Source organism: Paenibacillus sp. OAE614 (assembly GCF_040546645.1).
Taxonomy (GTDB): Bacteria; Bacillota; Bacilli; order Paenibacillales; family Paenibacillaceae; genus Paenibacillus_AQ; species Paenibacillus_AQ favisporus.
This window is the reverse complement of the sequence record NZ_JBEPOD010000001.1, coordinates 6,425,627-6,441,302: the sequence shown is the minus strand read 5'-3', so window position 1 is coordinate 6,441,302 and position 15,676 is coordinate 6,425,627. Positions and strand designations below refer to the sequence as shown.

Here is a 15,676-nt window from a genome sequence, read left to right as displayed (position 1 = left end):
GCCATCGGTGTATGATCTTGTCTAAACAGGAAGGAATTTAGAAGGACATCGGGCTTTTTCCGCGAATTAGGAAGGGAGCAAAGCAAGGGGGAGACGCCATGAAAAAGCAACGGCCCATCTATGTGCAAATCGATATCGACACAACGATGGATAAGCTATGGGAATATACCCAGAACCCGGATTTGCATACCGCATGGGATGCTCGGTTTACGGAGATTTCGTATTTGCCGCGGGCACAGGATGAGCCTCAATGTTTTCGGTACCGAACCCGGATCGGCATGGGCATCGATATTGCAGGCGAAGGAGAATCGGCGGGACAAGTGGAGAAGGAATCCGGGGACCGGGTCTCCTCGCTGAAGTTTTGGACGCATGACCGGCTGTCGCTCATCCGAAAGGGCAGCGGGTATTGGAAGTATACGAAGAAAGACGGCGGTATCGGCTTCGAGACGCTGTACCAATATGAACCGGCTTTCGGCGCGGCGGGGCGTCTTGCCGATGCCTACCTGTTCAGGCCGCTGCTCGGATGGGCGACGGCCTGGAGCTTTGACGCGTTAAAAATGTGGCTGGAGCAGGGATTTCATCCGAAGCTGCTGCTCCAGCGCTTTCTCACGTACTGGACCGTGTGCGGGGTGATCGCCTTTGTATGGCTGTACCACGGCCTCGTTCCCAAGCTAATCATGGCCCATCCGGACGAAATTCGCATGATGGAAGCCGTAACCGGGAGCATGGGCAGCGGTGTGGCGATGATCCGGATGGTCGGCATTCTGGAAATGCTCTTTGGACTCGTGTGGCTGCTGCCGCTGTATAAGCTGAAGCGCCCGCTGTTTATACTCCAGATCGTCGCCATCTGCGGTCTGACCGTCTCTGCGGGGATCGGGGACATCGGCAGTTTTGTTGCCCCGTTTAATCCCGTGACGCTAAACGGTATGCTGATCGTCCTGTCGCTGATCGGCTACGGGAACAGCCGACATCTGCCCAGCGCCGCCCGCTGCCGCCGAAAGAAGGCGGGTGACCTATGAAATCGATCTATGAACAGGCGCTCGGCGATACCTATCAGCTGCTTCATCCCAAGCTGCAGGAGCGTTACCGGCTGACGGGAAATGCCGTGTTTACCGGGGCCGGCCGGATGGAGGAAATCAGCGGCGGTTCGTTTGCCGTACGGGCCATGATGGTGCTGGGCATTCGGGCCCGTCTGTTCTTTCCCGAGCGGGGCCGGAACATCCCTTTTGTTATCCACAACAAAGTATCCCGGGATGCAAAGGGCCAGGAGACGGTACATTGGGATCGGACGTTTGATTTCCGGGGCAAAAAGCGCCATTTCGATGCCATGATGAAATGGGACAGTGAGGAGGAGCAGATCCTGGACTTGTTCGGCAAGCCGGCGCTGCTCGGCTCCTCCCTGTCCCTCCACGTGGACGACAAAGGAGCCATTCACATCTCCTCCAGAAGCCAGTGGCTGCCCCTGTTCGGCATGCGGATCCCGCTTCCCCGGGTTTTTCACGGGGCGGCCCAGATCGTGGAGTCCTACGACGAGGAGCGGCAGTGCTTCCGGATTCGGGTGCATGTGCGCAATCCGCTGTTCGGCACCCTTTTCGCCTATAAGGGGAGCTTTACGGGAACAAGGAAAGACGGGAGCGGAGGAAGCCGGGATGAAGCGTAACGCGTGGTTCGGATTGCTGCTGTATGTGATGTTTCTCGGCGTCAGCGGTCGGCAGCTTCAAGTGCTTGAAGCGGTGCTGATGCTGGCGGTGCTGGTGCTGGTACCGGGTTTTCTGATGCTCGTGGATGCCCGCCTGCGAAACGGGAAGACGATGGCTTTGTACAAAATCATGACGATCCTTTACCCCCCGGCTGCCGTCTGTGCGGCACTCTCCTTCATGGGAGATATCCCGCTGTTATGCCTTCCCTGGGTGGCCTTTACGGTGATTACGGCGCTGTATGGGCTGAGACGGCTGCTGGAGAGGGGGCTGCATCCACTTGCTGAAACCGCGGTGGATTTCGGACTGATGTACTTGGCCGGGGGCGGTTTCTGGTTCCTGGCTGCGTCGCTGCATTGGCGTATAATGGATTTTTCGGACGTGCTCATCATGCTGACAGCCGTTCATTTTCATTACTCTTCGTTTATGATCCCGATCCTGGCCGGGCTGCTGGGGCGAAAAATAACGGTTGGACGGAAATTGTACTTAACCTCGACCGTCATCATCATGCTGGCCCCGGCCGGCATTGCGCTGGGCATTGCTTTTTCCACCGCCCTTGAGTTCATTCTGGTGGCGGCGTACCTGGCTGCCCTGTACAGCTACGGACTGCTTGTTTTCAAAGCTTCCTTTACCCGGCGGGAGGCCAAATACCTCATATCTTTTTCGGCGCTCGTATTGATGGTGACGATTCTGTTCTCCCTGATTTACGCAGCCGGAAGGGCGATGGGGTTCGGGAGTCTCTCGATCAACCGGATGATCTGGATTCATGGCTTGATGAACGCGGTAGGCGTAGCTCTTCCGTCGCTTGCGGGCTGGCTGCTGGAGGGAAACTTCCCGAAGGAGAGCTATTATGGCAAACCGGTAAGCTCCATCACCGGCGGAAGGCATATCGGGCGCCACTTCTTAAGCAGGGAAGGACTCCTTGACGAAACGGCATCCTACTCAGGGCTGGTCGACCGGATCGACGGGTTTGACTCTGCCTCGTTCCGCGCCCGGAGGCTGTCGCCCGTCATTCGGGATTTCTACGAGCATACCGATCAGTACGCGATGCGGGCCGAGATCCGCTGGGCCGGGTGGTTTAGGCCGCTGGCTGTGGTCTATCAAGTCATCAGCCGCCGGATCGGGCAGATCCATCTTGGCACATTCAAAGGGTGGCAGGGGATGTACGGCCGGGTTCTTCCGGTGGCGTCGGGAAGGGACGGCAGGCAGCGGGTTCGCGCCTGGCAGCGTTTGAACGGGAAGGGGGAGGCGATTTTCATTGCGCTCTATTCCCTGCATTGGTTCGGAGACGAGCCCTACATGAATATCGCCCTGCCGCTGCCGGGCACCAATATGACCGGGATGCTGCGCCTGTATAATGAAGGCTCCGGGCTCGTCTTGACCAGCGCCCACAGCCCGGCTCACCGGGGCGATGAGGGCATTTACCTGCATGCCTCATGGTTCACGATGCGCCTGCCCCTGAAGGAAACCTTCTGGATCCGGGAGGGGGAGTCCGGACAGCGGCTGACGGCCCGCCACCGGATGTGGATTTTCGGACTCCGTTTCCTGGATATCCGGTACGATATTCAGCGGTCCGGATGAGACCGCGGCTGGGCAGCGGCGTTGACATGTATGTCCCATGGGATATAATGCTAAAAGGAAGATGACCGAAAGATCAGGTATTGGAGGATTATTGTCATGAGCCAGGACAGGGAGCCGCTGTACATTCAAATACAAAACCATTTCAAGCAGTTGATTGCTTCCAGGCAGCTGAAGGAAGACGACCGGATTCCGACCGAGAAGGAGCTGATCGACCAGTTTCAGGTGAGCCGGATCACCGTGGCCAATGCGCTGGCCGAGCTGGCGGGCGAAGGCTGGATCTACCGGATTCCGGGCCGGGGAAGTTACGTCAAGGGCGTGCCTGAGAAGTACATATCGGGTAATCCGGTCTCCCTCGTCTCTGAGGCCAAATCGTCGTCGGCTCCCAAGATCGGGCTCGTGTTTCCTTCCATTGAAGATTATTTTGCCATCCAAATGGTACGGGGGATCCGTAGCGCGCTGTCGGGGAGTAAATACTCGCTGGTCGTCATGTTCACTTACAATTCCAAGGAACTGGAGAAGGAAGCGATCCGCGAGCTCCGCAGCACGACGGACGGGTTGATTATTTTTCCGGTGGATGCCGAGGTGTACAGTGAAGAAATTATCGCGCTGAAGATGCAGAATTACCCGTTCGTGCTCCTGGATCGGCATCTGCCCGGCGTAGAGACGAACGTGGTCCTGTCCGATCCGGCTCTGGGTTCCATTCTGGCGGTGGATCATCTGTGGGATCTGGGACACCGGAACATTGCGATATGCTCGGATTCTCCAATACCGACGGTAACGGTCGATGAACGGATTCAAGGATATAACGAAGCGCTGAAGAACAAGGGCGCGATGATCAATCCTGCTTTGATTCTTACCGACTTCAGCATCCCAACGGGGCGTTCCCGTACGGATCACCCGCTGTACCGCTTCCTCAAGAGCCGGATGGCGACGGCGTTTATCGCGCTGAACTGCAAGCTTGGGGTCAACCTGTGGTCCATGGCCAAGGAATTGGGGCTGGATGTCCCGGGTGACCTGTCCATCGTTACCTTCGATAACCCGAGTCCCATGCTCGAGGAGCTCAGCGTATTTACGTATATCGATCAAAGCGAGGAAGAAATGGGGCGCGAGGCGGCTAGCCTGCTGCTGGATATTTTGGAAGGGAACATTAAGGACGTCAAGTACACGAAGCGGATTTTTAAACCCCGTCTCGTCATTCACCATACGACAGGCCCGGTATAACCAGGGGAATCGGAAACGGCATTTCTTGATCAAACAAGAGATGCTGTTTTTTTTGTTTTATATTAAACATAAATGCTATATTATATATATTAATACGAGCAAAACTTATTGCCGATGTGCTGTAAGCGACGAAGCAGCAATTTATTACTCCGGAAATTCCGGGAGCATGCATGGCCGGAGACGGAAGGATGCAGAAGGGGAAAAGGTGATCATCCATGAGATTTATGATTGAAAAGCTGGAGCGGCGTATTCAGGAGCTGGCCGGGCTGAGATACCGGGACCGCAAGCCGCTGGAGAACATGCATATCGTACCGGATGTGGACGGTTTGGCGGAAGCGAAGGCCGCCGCAGGCAGCCAGCCGGTCGTGAAGGTAGGGGACCGCTGGGGAGGAAGGGACCGCTACGCCTGGTTCATCGCCGACGTGACGTTTCCCGCATCGTGGCGGGCGCAGGACGTCGTAGGACTGATCAAGCTTGGGGAAACCGGCGGGGGCAACTGCAGCGGTTATGAAGGCCAGGTGTATCTGAACGGGGAGCCGGCGCAGGCCGTGGACCGCAACCATGCCGAGCTGTTCTTCCCGGCGCAGGCTGTGGACGAAGGCCGCGTTGAGCTGGCCATCCGCGCATGGAGCGGGCTGACGCCCCCGAACGGCAGCCATATGCCGTTTGATCATCGGGTTGATGTGCTGGAACTTGCAGTGCTGGATGCGGCGACCGACGATCTGTACTACACGGCGCTGCACATGCTGCAGACGGTGAAGCTGCTGGACGAACGCGCCTTGGAGAAGCAGGCGATGACGTCTGCGCTGGAGGAGGCGTTCCGGCTGCTGGACTGGAGCGCGCCGGGAGCGGACCGCTTCTACGCCTCCACCGAGCAGGCGCTGTACGTGCTGAAGGAGCGGCTTGAGGCGATTCCGCGCGGCCCGCGGCCGCAGATCACCGCGGTCGGCCACTGCCATATCGACGTCGCCTGGCTGTGGCGGCTGAAGCATACCCGTGAGAAGTCCGGGCGCTCGTTCTCAACGGTGCTGACGCTTATGGACCGCTTTCCGGAGTATGTCTTCCTTCAGTCCCAGCCGCAGTTGTACGCATATTTGAAGAAGGATTTTCCGACGCTGTACGAGAAAATCAAGGCTCGCGTGAAGGAAGGCAACTGGGAAGCGACCGGGGCGATGTGGCTGGAGTCGGACTGCAACATTCCTTCCGGGGAGTCGCTGGTCCGGCAGCTGCTGACGGGCAAGCGCTTCTTCAAGAGGGAGTTCGGCGTCGACAACCGCGTGTTATGGCTGCCGGACGTGTTCGGATACAGCTGGGCGCTGCCGCAAATTTTGAAGAAGAGCGGCATCGACTACTTCATGACGACCAAAATCAGCTGGAGCCAGTACAACCGCTTCCCGTACGACACGTTCATGTGGCGGGGCATCGACGGAACCGAAATGCTGACGCATTACATCACGACCCCGGACAACGACGGCAGCTGGTTTTATACGTACAACGGCAACATCACCGGCTCCTCGATTCAGGGACTGTGGGATAACTACCGGCAGAAGGACATCAACGAGAACCTGCTGCTCGCCTACGGCTGGGGCGACGGCGGCGGCGGTCCGACCCGGGATATGCTTGAAGCGGCCCGCCGTTACGAAGACATGCCGGCAGCGCCGCAGGTGAAGCAGGGCGGAGCGGAAGCGTTCTTCGAACAGCTGGAGGAGCGGGTAAAGGATGATCCGCAGCTTCACTTGTGGGACGGGGAGCTGTATCTGGAATACCATCGCGGCACCTATACGTCCCAGGCTTATAACAAGCGGATGAACCGCCGGATGGAGCAGCTGCTTCACAACGCGGAATTCGTGAACGCGCTGGCGCTGATGCTGAATCCGGGCTATGCCTATCCGGCTGCAGGCCTCGCGGACAGCTGGGAGATCGTGCTGCGCAACCAGTTCCACGACATCATCCCGGGCTCGTCCATCCACGAAGTGTATGAGGACAGCCGGATCGAGTACGCTGAGGCCGAGCAGCTGGCCGTGCAGGTGCTGGAACAGGGGCTGTCGCAGTTTACCGCCGAGGGCCGTGGAGAAGCGGGCGGACAGCCGAACTCCGCCAAGGAGGAAGGAAAGGGCCTCGCTGTCCGGATTTTCAATCCGCTCGGCTGGGAACGCTCTTTCGTCAGCGAAGTTTCCGTGGAAGGGGCCGTGGAAATGACGTGGTATTCCGCAGCCGGAGAAGAGCTGCCGACCCAGGTCATTCCTGCGCAGGAGGATGGATCATCCCGCGTGCTGGTTACCGTGAAGGATGTGCCGGCCTACGGCTACACGACTATTTACGGCCGCAGCGGGGGATCGGGCACCAAAGGTTCGGCTTCCGCTGCAGCGGGTGAGACGGATTGGCAGATCACGGGAGACGTCGTGGAAACGCCGTTCTACAGCATCCGCCTGAATGAAGCCGGTCAGCTTGTATCGCTGTACGACAAGCAGGCGGACCGCGAAGTGCTGAAGCCGGGCGAGCCGGCGAACGTGCTGCAGGTGTTCGAGGATAAGCCGATGGCGCACGACGCCTGGGACATCGATATTTTCTACCAGGAAAAAATGCGGACGGTCGAGGACCTGAAGGAACTGACAGTCCTGGAGGAAGGACCGCTGCGCGGCGTGATCAAGCTGGTGTATGCGTATCACAACTCCACCATCGAACAGAGGTTCACGGTGTACCGGGACGACCCGCGGATCGATTTTGTGACCAAGGTAGACTGGCACGAGCACCAGCAGCTGCTCAAGACAGCATTTCCGGTCGACATCCGCTCCACCAAGGCCACTTACGAAATCCAGTTCGGCAACGTGGAGCGTCCGACCCACTGGAACACGAGTTGGGATTACGCCCGGTTCGAATCCGTGGCGCAGCGCTGGGTGGACCTCTCCGAGGGCGGATACGGCGTCAGCCTGCTGAACGACTGCAAATACGGGCATGACATCCGCAACCACGTCATCCGCCTCAGCCTGATCAAATCAGCCGTCTACCCGGACGGATCCGCCGATCAGGGTGAGCATGAATTTACGTATTCGCTGTATCCGCACCGCGGCGGCTGGTATGAAGGCGGAACCCACCAGGCGGCCTGCGGCCTGAACACGCCGCTGCTGGCCGTGCCGGTACAGGAAGGCATTCTGCCGGAGGCGCTTGGCCTGGTGAAGGTGAATCAGCCGAATATTATGATCGACACGGTCAAAAAGGCTGAGGACAGCGACGATATCGTCATCCGCATGTACGAATACGGCGGCATCCGCACCCGCGCCCGGGTCGAGCTGGACCCGCAGGCCGGTGCGGTCAGCGCGACGGCCGAGACGAATTTAATGGAAGAAGGCGGCGAGCCGTTGAGCGTATCGGGCAACGGTACGGAGCTGCGCTTCAAGCCGTACGAAATCAAAACGCTGGTGGTATCGCTGGCGCGCTAACAGCCCGCACCATATTTGATGCGATACGCACCAAGCACAAGCAAGCCCAGCCTCACCCATGAAGGGGGAGAGCTGGGCTTGTTTTCTTTGTCCGGGCCGAGCAGCCGTGTCAGAGCGTCTTGGCCTCCAGCCGCCGGGCGATAATCGAGAGAATGTAGTTCACGATGAAGTACAGGGCGGCGGCGAAGATGAGGGCCGGGATGACGTAGTTCGGGCTGTGTCCCTGCAGGATCTGCACGTTGTGCATGAGCTCGGGAAGCGAAATGATAACCGCGAGCGACGTATCCTTGAGCAGCGAGATGAACTGGCTAACCAAGGGCGGAACCATGCGGCGAAGCGCCTGCGGCAGAATGATATGCCGGAGCGTCTGCATATAGCTCAGCCCCGAAGAGCGGGCCGCCTCGATTTGTCCCCGGTCAACGGAATTGAGTCCGCCGCGGACGATCTCCGAAATCATGGCCCCCTCAAACAAGGTCAGGCCGACGACCGTCGCCCAGAAGGGGGACATTTTGATGCCGAGCTGAGGGAGCACGATGTACATGAAGAAGATGATCAGCAGCAGCGGCAGGTTCCGGATAATATCGACGATGGCTGCGACAATCCGGGACAACACGGGGATTTTGGCGTAACGCAGCGTCCCGAGAACGGTTCCAAGCACGAAGCTGAACACAATGGACAACACCGCGACCTCGATCGTAACGAGAAACCCCTCAAGCAGAAACTTGACGTTGGGTAGGGAATAGGCACCTATAAAATCCATGGCGGCATCTTCTCCTCTTGCCAGAATAAAGCCCCTTTATCGGTCAGCCGAGCGGAACCGGCGTTCCATGTAATGGACCGCAAAGCTGAGCGGAAGCGTAAGCACCAGGTAAAAGACGGCGACGATCGTATACACCGTCAGGGGCAGGAAGGTGTCGGAGTTGATCAGGTCGGCGTAATACATCAGGTCCATCCCGGTCACGACGGCCAGAATGGACGAATTTTTAACGAGATTAATAAACTGGTTGCCGATAGCCGGCAGCACAATCTTGATCGCCTGGGGCAGCACGATATGAAGCATCGTCTGGATGTACGACAGTCCCGTCGCGCGGGCGGCCTCGGTCTGGCCGGCCGGTACGGACTGGATGCCGGCACGGATGGCTTCCGCGATGAAAGAGGCGGTGTAGACCATCAGCCCGAGCGTCCCCGAGGTAAAGCCGTCCAGCGGCAGTCCGAGCGACGGGATTCCCAGGAAAAAGAAAAACACGACGAGCAGGAGCGGGATGTTGCGGATAAACTCAACATACACCGTTCCGATCACATTCAGGACCCGGATCGGGGAGATCCGCATCACGGCGATGATAACGCCGAGCACGAAGCTCCCGATCAAGGCGAGGACGCTGGCTTCAATCGTGTGGATAAAGCCTTCGGCAAAGCGGTCCCAGTGGTTAAACAAGACGTGAATGTCAAATTTGCCCGGCATGGCCTTCGTCCTTTCTTAAAGGTTTTCAGGGCTCCCCGCAGCGTGCCGGGAAAGGCATCGAAGCCAAGGCCCTACTCGGGTTTGACACCCATCCACTGCTCATACAGCTTGTCGTATTCGCCGCTGTCCTTCATTTCCTTGAGCAGATCGTTGACGGTTTTCACAAACTCGGCGTCGCCTTTTTTGATGGCGATTCCGTAAGGTTCGTCGGTGAAGGTGCCGCCGACCAGCACGTAGTTCGGATCCTGCTTTTGCATGCCGAGCAGGATGGCGTTGTCGGTCGTCAGGGCTTCCCCTTGGCCGGCTTTCAGCGCGGTAAATGCGTCCTGATAGTTTTCAAACTCCAGCACGGTGGCGTCCGGCGCCTTTTCGCGGATGTTTTTAGCCGAGGTGGAGCCTTTGACGGTCAGCACCTTCACGCCTTTCTTCAAGTCCTCCAGGCCTTGAATGGCGCTGCCTTTCTTCACGAGCAGGGATTGACCCGCTTTAAAATAGACGTCGCTGAAATCGACCTGCTGCTTGCGCTCCTCGGTGATGGTCATCGTGGCGACGATGAGGTCGATGTCCCCGTTCTGCAGCAGCGGAATGCGGGTTTTGGACGTTACTTCCTTCAGCTCGATTTTGGTTTCATCGCCGAGTATTTTTTTGGCCAGCGCCTTGGCGATGTCGATGTCAAAGCCTTCCACCTTGCCGGAAGTCGGGTCCTTCAGCCCGAACAGCTTGGTGTCGTATTTCACGCCGGCGATAAGCTTGCCGCGGGCCTTGATCGCTTCCAGCGTACCGCCCTTGGCGGCCGTGTCCCCGCCGTCGTCCTTGTTCCCGCTTGCGGTCGTGTCGGTCGACCCGCCGCCGGTTGCGGCCGTGGGCTCGCTCTTCGAGCCTCCGCAGGCCGTGAACACCAGGCACATCGCCAACAGGACAAACGCAACACTCCACCTCAAAGGTTTTTTCATGAATTCAATAACCCCTTTCCATATGCTTTCACTGAATTTAATGATGAATCAGCCGGCTGAGAAACGTCCGCGCGCGCTCTTCCCGCGGATGGTCAAAGAAGCTTGCCGCCGGGCCTTCCTCGATGATCTGACCGTTGTCCATAAAAACGACACGGTCGGCAACCTCGCGGGCGAATCCCATCTCATGCGTAACGATGACCATCGTCATCCCGTCGTAGGCGAGAGAGCGCATTACGTCCAGCACTTCGCCGATCATTTCGGGATCGAGAGCTGATGTGGGCTCGTCGAACAGCATGATCTTCGGATGCATGGCCAGGCCCCGGGCGATCGCGACCCGCTGCTGCTGTCCCCCCGAGAGCTGGGAAGGGTAGCTGGATGCCTTATCCGCAATGCCGACGCGGGACAGATAAGAGGTCGCACGCTCGGCCGCTTCTTCTTTGGAGAGGCCAAGCACCTTGACCGGTGCAAGCACAATGTTGTCGATCACCGTTTTATGGGGATACAGATTAAAATGCTGAAAGACGATGCCGATCTCGCGGCGGAACCGGTTAATGTCGATCTTTTTGTCATGCAGCGCCGTTCCGTTTACGTAGAGCTCGCCCGACGAGATTTTTTCCAGCCGATTGATACAGCGGAGCAGAGTGCTCTTGCCGGAACCGGACGGTCCGATGATCACGACCACTTCGCCCTCTTCGATCCGAAGGTCGATATTCTGGAGGACATGGAAGCTGCCGTAAAATTTACTGACGTTCTTGAATTCGATCAGAAATATACCTCCCTTCCTATGTAACCTTTAAGTGCGTGTTCAAAAAGTTCGGTTTTCAGCACCGAGAAGATTGAATAAAGCAAGGGACTGAGGAGCAGAGCGTACGTAGTGGGTACGTGAGCACCGGAAGGCCCGGCTGAATTCAAGATTCGATGCCGAATCAGCTTCCCGATTTACTTCGTGATCAAAAGCGGACTTTTTGAACAACCTCTTTAAGGAGCATGTCGGCCCGACGTGCTCGTAACACTATATTGCTGTAAGCCGGATAAAATGATTAACCTGCCCAAATGCCGTCAGCTCGAAGTCATATCTTGGCATGGCATATCAACATTTCCCAAATCCTTGCATTTTGGTGATTTCCGTGGTACACTGTATTCAGTTCTAAAATTTGAAACCAATTCACATATTGAAAAGGGTATCATGTTTACGATGGAACTTTTTTCAATGTGTGAATTTTTTTTAGCTTTATTTAAAAGAAGGATCATATTAAATTTCAATTTTGGAGGTACAGCCCCATGCAAACAGGTACAGTTAAATGGTTTAACGCCGATAAAGGCTTCGGATTCATCGAAGTTGAAGGCGGAAACGATGTTTTCGTACACTACAGTGCAATCACTGGTGATGGTTTCAAAACGTTGGACGAAGGACAACGCGTCCAATTCAACGTGGTTGAAGGCAACCGTGGACCACAAGCTGAGAACGTAGTGAAACTGTAACATCAACAAGCGGCTGCCCTTAACAGATTCGTTAAGGGCAGTTTTTTCATATAGACCAAGCAGGCTTGTCCAAGATCCGTTCTTGGCGGAGGTTGACTGCTGCAGGGCGTCCGTTTATACAGTTTGGTTTTATACTTCATAAAAGGGGGACTGAGCATGAACTACCGCAAAAAGTCGATGGAGGAAATACCTGAGGAAAATACAGCGATCTGGTCCTGTACGAAGGAAGGGTGCAAAGGGTGGATGCGCGATAATTTCGCCTTTGAGCATGAGCCGACCTGCAGGTTGTGTAATTCCCCGATGGTGCGGGATACGAAAATGCTTCCTGTTCTGAACAATTCGAGTGCCGATCAGAAATCGGCCAAGAAGGGCGTCAAGATCGACTCCTAAGCAATGAACCCGTGTGAAATCATAGAATAATCCGATATAAACGGCAAAAAGGTCTGCACGATCATGCAGGCCTTTTTTCTATGGGATGCGGATCGAAGTTATCCCCATTGAAGGTTCTGGTTCGGTTAATTTATCCTGTTAATGGTTCATGGCCTGAATCCTAGACGGTCGTTCCTGGCCGGTACCCGGTGTTAATGATCTTCATCGATGACGCCAAGGGCCCGGTTTTTCTCCTTGAACCGTTCATTGTGCGAAGAAACATAAGCAACCTTGGGCGCTTCGGGATCCATGTAGAGCTTGGCGCTGTTCGTGGCAAGCACAGCATCGGTGAATGTGCCTGCGATCAGTCTCACTTTGCTGCTGTAGTCCACAAAGTCTCCTGCGGCAAAAATTCCCGGCACATTCGTTTCCAGCTTGTCGCTGACGTTCGCCGTCCATTCGCCCATATCGATACCCCAGTCGCGGATCGCCCCAAAGTTATACCGCATGCCGTGGTTGACGATGACCGCATCAACGTCCACGCGAAGGGTATCGCCGCTCTCTTCATGGCAGATCGAAACCTGGTTGATCGCGCACCCGTCGCTGCTGTGCAGCTGGCGGACGGTATAGGGAACATGGATCTGAACGGAGGACTGCTTCATGCGAACCACGTTGCGCTCGTGGCCGCCAAACTGCTCGCGCCGATGTACTACACAGACGCTGGCTGCGATCGGCTCGAGCTCATTGGCCCAGTCCACGGCGGAATCGCCGCCGCCGGATATGAGCACGCGCTTGCCGCGGAAGGGCTCGAGCTCCTGCACCGTATAGTGAAGGTTGCTCACTTCGAACCTGTCGGCACCTTCGATGTCGAGCTTCGCCATCTCCAGGATGCCGTAACCGATCGCCATGATGACCGTGCGGGTCCAGTGCTTTTCTCCGGTTGAGGAAGTAAGCAGAATAGTGCCGTCTTCCAGGCGCTCCTGGCCGACGATCTGCTGACCCAGTACGACGGTCGGATCAAAAGTCAGCGCCTGCTGCTTCAACTGCTCGATCAGGTTGCGGCATAGGATCGGTCCCGTACCGCCGACGTCCCAGATCATCTTCTCCGGATAAATCAGCATCCGTCCGCCCAGTTCGTCCTTCGCTTCGATCAGCTTGGTCTTCAGGTCGCGCATCCCGCTGTAAAAAGCCGCATACATGCCGGCAGGGCCACCCCCGATGATGGTTACGTCGTACAGCTCCAATGATTCACTCATGGTTTTCCCTCCAAGTCCATTCAGGTATGATCCGATTCAAAAGTCGGAAAATATGATCTATATCAAGCACTGGCATTTAACTTTTCGCTTTGGCGAGCAGATACAGAAAATAAGGTGCGCCGATGACGGCGACTACAATTCCTGTCGGTACGCCGGAAGGCTGCAGAATCCAGCGGCCGATCGTGTCGGCCGCGATAACGAGCAGCGCCCCGATGAGCGCCGAGACCGGCAGCAGCATCTGATGCTTCGGACCGACGAGGCGTCTGGCCAAATGCGGACCGACGAGCCCGACGAAGGCGATCCCGCCGCTGACGGCTACGCTTGCCGCAGCAAGGGCGACGGCAGCGGCGAGTAGGCGGAACTGCTCTTTGCGTACATTTTCGCCAAGGCTGGTCGCCATCTGCTCTCCCATCTGCAGCACGTTCATCACACGTGCCCGATAAATAATGTACGGCACCAGGACGACGATCCAGGGGAGGAGGGAGAGGACAAACTTCCAGTTCGTTCCCCAGATGCTCCCCGCGAGCCATGTCGCAACGAATTGATACTGCTCGGGCTTCAGCCGGAGCGTCAGCACGATCATGGCCGCCTGAATGCCGGCGGCGACGGCGATGCCTGTCAGCATCAGCCGGATCGGGCGGATTCCCTTGTTCCGCGTGTAGGACAGGGAGTAAATCAGTGCAGCCGTCAATCCCGCGCCCACAAAGGCTAAGAGAGGGAGCAGGAATACCGGCATTGCCTGCGTCGTCGGATAGAACGAGACGAGCAGCATGACCATCAGCCCCGCCCCCGAGTTGATGCCGAGGATGCCGGGGTCGGCCAGCGGATTGCGGAAAATCCCCTGCATGACCGCTCCGGACACCGCCAGTCCCGCGCCGATCAGCACCGAAATGACGATCCGCGGGAGCCGGAATTCGAAGAGAATCAGGTTCTCCTGATCCGATCCCTGCCCGAACAGCGTCCGAATCAGGTCGAGCGGGCTTAACCGTATGTAGCCGGTGTTCATGCTGATAATAAAGACTGCAATAATGAGCAGCGCGAGAATTAGCATGACGGTCATGCCGCGAAGCTTTCTCCGCTGTTCGTAAGTAGAAACCGCTTGTCGTTCGGACATTACAGATCCCCTACCTCTCTTCGTGCAAGATAGAGGAAGAACGGAACGCCGATCAGCGAGATGATCGCTCCGATCGGGGTTTCATGCGGCGGATTGATCATTCTTGCCGCCAAGTCGGCGAGGACCGCCAGCAGGCTGCCCAGTACCGCCGAGCAAGGGACGATCCAGCGGTAATCAACACCGACGAGATAGCGGGTGACATGCGGGATAATGAGCCCGATGAAGCCCACCGATCCAACCACCGCTACCGAGGAACCCGCCAGGACGAGCACGATGAGCACGGCGGCCAGCTTGATTAGGGCGGTGCGCTGCCCGAGCCCCTTGGCGACTTCATCGCCGAGACTCAGCATCGTGATCGACCGCGAAATGAGCAGCGAGCCGATCAGGGCGCCGGCGATCCATGGGAACATGATCTTGAGCTGCACCCACTTCGTGCCGGCTACGCCGCCGGCATACCAGAAGGCCAGGTCCTGGCCGATGTGAAAGTACAGCGCCACGCCTTCGCTGAGCGCGGTCAGCAGCAAGCTGAGCGCCGCACCTGCCAGAACGAGGCGTACCGGGGTAAGCCCTCCCGGGGCGAGCGATCCGACGCCGTAGACGAGTCCGGCACCGACCCCCGCGCCGAGAAAGGCGTACAGGATCAGGTACATAAAGGACAGACCGGGGAAGAAGGCAAAGCATAGCGCAAGGGCGAAGCCTGCACCCGCATTAATGCCAAGGAGTCCCGAGTCAGCGAGCGGATTGCGGGTCATCCCCTGCATCAATGCGCCGGCTACCGCAAAGCTTGCACCAATCATCGCGCTGGCAAGGACCCGCGGCAGGCGCAAATCCCGAATAATTTGATGATTGACCACATCCGCATGGAAATTGAATACGGCCGACCATACTTCAGACAGCCGGATATTGGCCGCTCCGAAGGAGATCGATAATCCCATGCTCAGAACGAGCGCGGCAAGGCCGCCGATAAGGATCAGGCTGGCGGTCTTCGGACGGGAACGGAGGCGTTCCTTGGAGTCCGGGGTCATATTCGCTGCTGCCTGCTGATTCATATATTGTCACCTATTTCCATGAAATTGATTCTCATTCTCACTTCATTATCAA

14 protein-coding genes are annotated in these 15,676 nt (G+C 57.1%); 7 read left to right on the top strand and 7 right to left on the bottom strand.

The features are described from left to right. Positions 1 to 98: 98 nt before the first annotated feature. From ABIE48_RS29610 to ABIE48_RS29590, 5 genes are all read left to right on the top strand, one after another. A complete protein-coding gene (locus ABIE48_RS29610) occupies positions 99 to 1,019 on the top strand; it encodes a DoxX-like family protein (protein ID WP_192716047.1) in 921 nt (306 codons plus the stop codon). Then, entirely contained in the window at positions 1,016 to 1,660 is a 645-nt protein-coding gene (locus ABIE48_RS29605) for a DUF4166 domain-containing protein (RefSeq protein WP_192716046.1), read from the top strand. The genes ABIE48_RS29610 and ABIE48_RS29605 overlap by 4 nt, the downstream gene beginning before the upstream one ends. Further along, positions 1,650 to 3,278: a YndJ family protein gene (locus ABIE48_RS29600; RefSeq protein WP_192716045.1), complete on the top strand. Its 1,629-nt coding sequence runs from the start codon at positions 1,650 to 1,652 to the stop codon at positions 3,276 to 3,278. Before ABIE48_RS29605 ends, ABIE48_RS29600 begins: the two co-directional genes overlap by 11 nt. Positions 3,279 to 3,374: 96 nt before the next feature. Next, a complete protein-coding gene (locus tag ABIE48_RS29595) occupies positions 3,375 to 4,499 on the top strand; it encodes a GntR family transcriptional regulator (protein WP_145027060.1) in 1,125 nt (374 codons plus the stop codon). A gap of 215 nt (positions 4,500 to 4,714) precedes the next feature. After that, positions 4,715 to 7,939 carry an alpha-mannosidase gene (locus ABIE48_RS29590; RefSeq protein ID WP_145027058.1) on the top strand — a complete coding sequence of 1,075 codons (3,225 nt, stop codon included), beginning with the start codon at positions 4,715 to 4,717 and terminating at the stop codon, positions 7,937 to 7,939. A 109-nt stretch (positions 7,940 to 8,048) separates the two neighbouring features. Here the strand turns inward: ABIE48_RS29590 and ABIE48_RS29585 are convergent, their stop codons facing one another. The 4 genes from ABIE48_RS29585 to ABIE48_RS29570 form a co-directional block, all read right to left on the bottom strand. Further along, positions 8,049 to 8,699: an amino acid ABC transporter permease gene (locus ABIE48_RS29585; protein ID WP_076172665.1), complete on the bottom strand. Its 651-nt coding sequence runs from the start codon at positions 8,697 to 8,699 to the stop codon at positions 8,049 to 8,051. A gap of 36 nt (positions 8,700 to 8,735) precedes the next feature. Continuing rightward, positions 8,736 to 9,401, bottom strand: coding sequence for an amino acid ABC transporter permease (locus ABIE48_RS29580; protein ID WP_145027054.1), 666 nt, complete (start codon positions 9,399 to 9,401; stop codon positions 8,736 to 8,738). 71 nt (positions 9,402 to 9,472) lie between these two features. Beyond that, on the bottom strand, positions 9,473 to 10,354 hold the full coding sequence (locus ABIE48_RS29575; protein WP_076172670.1) for an ABC transporter substrate-binding protein: 882 nt from the start codon (positions 10,352 to 10,354) through the stop codon (positions 9,473 to 9,475). Positions 10,355 to 10,391: 37 nt separating this feature from the next. Then, a complete protein-coding gene (locus tag ABIE48_RS29570) occupies positions 10,392 to 11,120 on the bottom strand; it encodes an amino acid ABC transporter ATP-binding protein (protein WP_076172673.1) in 729 nt (242 codons plus the stop codon). A gap of 515 nt (positions 11,121 to 11,635) precedes the next feature. Here ABIE48_RS29570 and ABIE48_RS29565 point away from each other — a divergent pair. Then, positions 11,636 to 11,836 carry a cold-shock protein gene (locus tag ABIE48_RS29565; protein WP_076172675.1) on the top strand — a complete coding sequence of 67 codons (201 nt, stop codon included), beginning with the start codon at positions 11,636 to 11,638 and terminating at the stop codon, positions 11,834 to 11,836. Positions 11,837 to 11,992: 156 nt separating this feature from the next. Then, positions 11,993 to 12,226 (top strand): cold-shock protein, encoded by a 234-nt coding sequence (locus tag ABIE48_RS29560; RefSeq protein WP_076172678.1) that lies wholly within the window; start codon positions 11,993 to 11,995, stop codon positions 12,224 to 12,226. A gap of 191 nt (positions 12,227 to 12,417) precedes the next feature. Here ABIE48_RS29560 and ABIE48_RS29555 read toward each other — a convergent pair whose 3' ends face one another. The 3 genes from ABIE48_RS29555 to ABIE48_RS29545 form a co-directional block, all read right to left on the bottom strand. Then, positions 12,418 to 13,461 carry an NAD(P)/FAD-dependent oxidoreductase gene (locus tag ABIE48_RS29555; RefSeq protein WP_076172681.1) on the bottom strand — a complete coding sequence of 348 codons (1,044 nt, stop codon included), beginning with the start codon at positions 13,459 to 13,461 and terminating at the stop codon, positions 12,418 to 12,420. A gap of 76 nt (positions 13,462 to 13,537) precedes the next feature. After that, positions 13,538 to 14,575, bottom strand: coding sequence for a FecCD family ABC transporter permease (locus ABIE48_RS29550; protein WP_192716044.1), 1,038 nt, complete (start codon positions 14,573 to 14,575; stop codon positions 13,538 to 13,540). Continuing rightward, on the bottom strand, positions 14,575 to 15,624 hold the full coding sequence (locus ABIE48_RS29545; protein ID WP_076172685.1) for a FecCD family ABC transporter permease: 1,050 nt from the start codon (positions 15,622 to 15,624) through the stop codon (positions 14,575 to 14,577). Before ABIE48_RS29545 ends, ABIE48_RS29550 begins: the two co-directional genes overlap by 1 nt. Positions 15,625 to 15,676: the final 52 nt, after the last annotated feature.

Excerpts from the sequence above, each read along its gene's own strand:
- ABIE48_RS29580 (WP_145027054.1), bottom strand. The coding sequence starts at position 9,401 with ATGCCGGGCAAATTTGACATTCACGTCTTGTTTAACCACTGGGACCGC.
- ABIE48_RS29560 (WP_076172678.1), top strand. The coding sequence starts at position 11,993 with ATGAACTACCGCAAAAAGTCGATGGAGGAAATACCTGAGGAAAATACA.
- ABIE48_RS29585 (WP_076172665.1), bottom strand. The coding sequence starts at position 8,699 with ATGGATTTTATAGGTGCCTATTCCCTACCCAACGTCAAGTTTCTGCTT.
- ABIE48_RS29555 (WP_076172681.1), bottom strand. The coding sequence starts at position 13,461 with ATGAGTGAATCATTGGAGCTGTACGACGTAACCATCATCGGGGGTGGC.
- ABIE48_RS29610 (WP_192716047.1), top strand. The coding sequence starts at position 99 with ATGAAAAAGCAACGGCCCATCTATGTGCAAATCGATATCGACACAACG.
- ABIE48_RS29550 (WP_192716044.1), bottom strand. The coding sequence starts at position 14,575 with ATGTCCGAACGACAAGCGGTTTCTACTTACGAACAGCGGAGAAAGCTT.
- ABIE48_RS29575 (WP_076172670.1), bottom strand. The coding sequence starts at position 10,354 with ATGAAAAAACCTTTGAGGTGGAGTGTTGCGTTTGTCCTGTTGGCGATG.
- ABIE48_RS29605 (WP_192716046.1), top strand. The coding sequence starts at position 1,016 with ATGAAATCGATCTATGAACAGGCGCTCGGCGATACCTATCAGCTGCTT.
- ABIE48_RS29545 (WP_076172685.1), bottom strand. The coding sequence starts at position 15,624 with ATGAATCAGCAGGCAGCAGCGAATATGACCCCGGACTCCAAGGAACGC.
- ABIE48_RS29565 (WP_076172675.1), top strand. The coding sequence starts at position 11,636 with ATGCAAACAGGTACAGTTAAATGGTTTAACGCCGATAAAGGCTTCGGA.
- ABIE48_RS29600 (WP_192716045.1), top strand. The coding sequence starts at position 1,650 with ATGAAGCGTAACGCGTGGTTCGGATTGCTGCTGTATGTGATGTTTCTC.
- ABIE48_RS29595 (WP_145027060.1), top strand. The coding sequence starts at position 3,375 with ATGAGCCAGGACAGGGAGCCGCTGTACATTCAAATACAAAACCATTTC.
- ABIE48_RS29590 (WP_145027058.1), top strand. The coding sequence starts at position 4,715 with ATGAGATTTATGATTGAAAAGCTGGAGCGGCGTATTCAGGAGCTGGCC.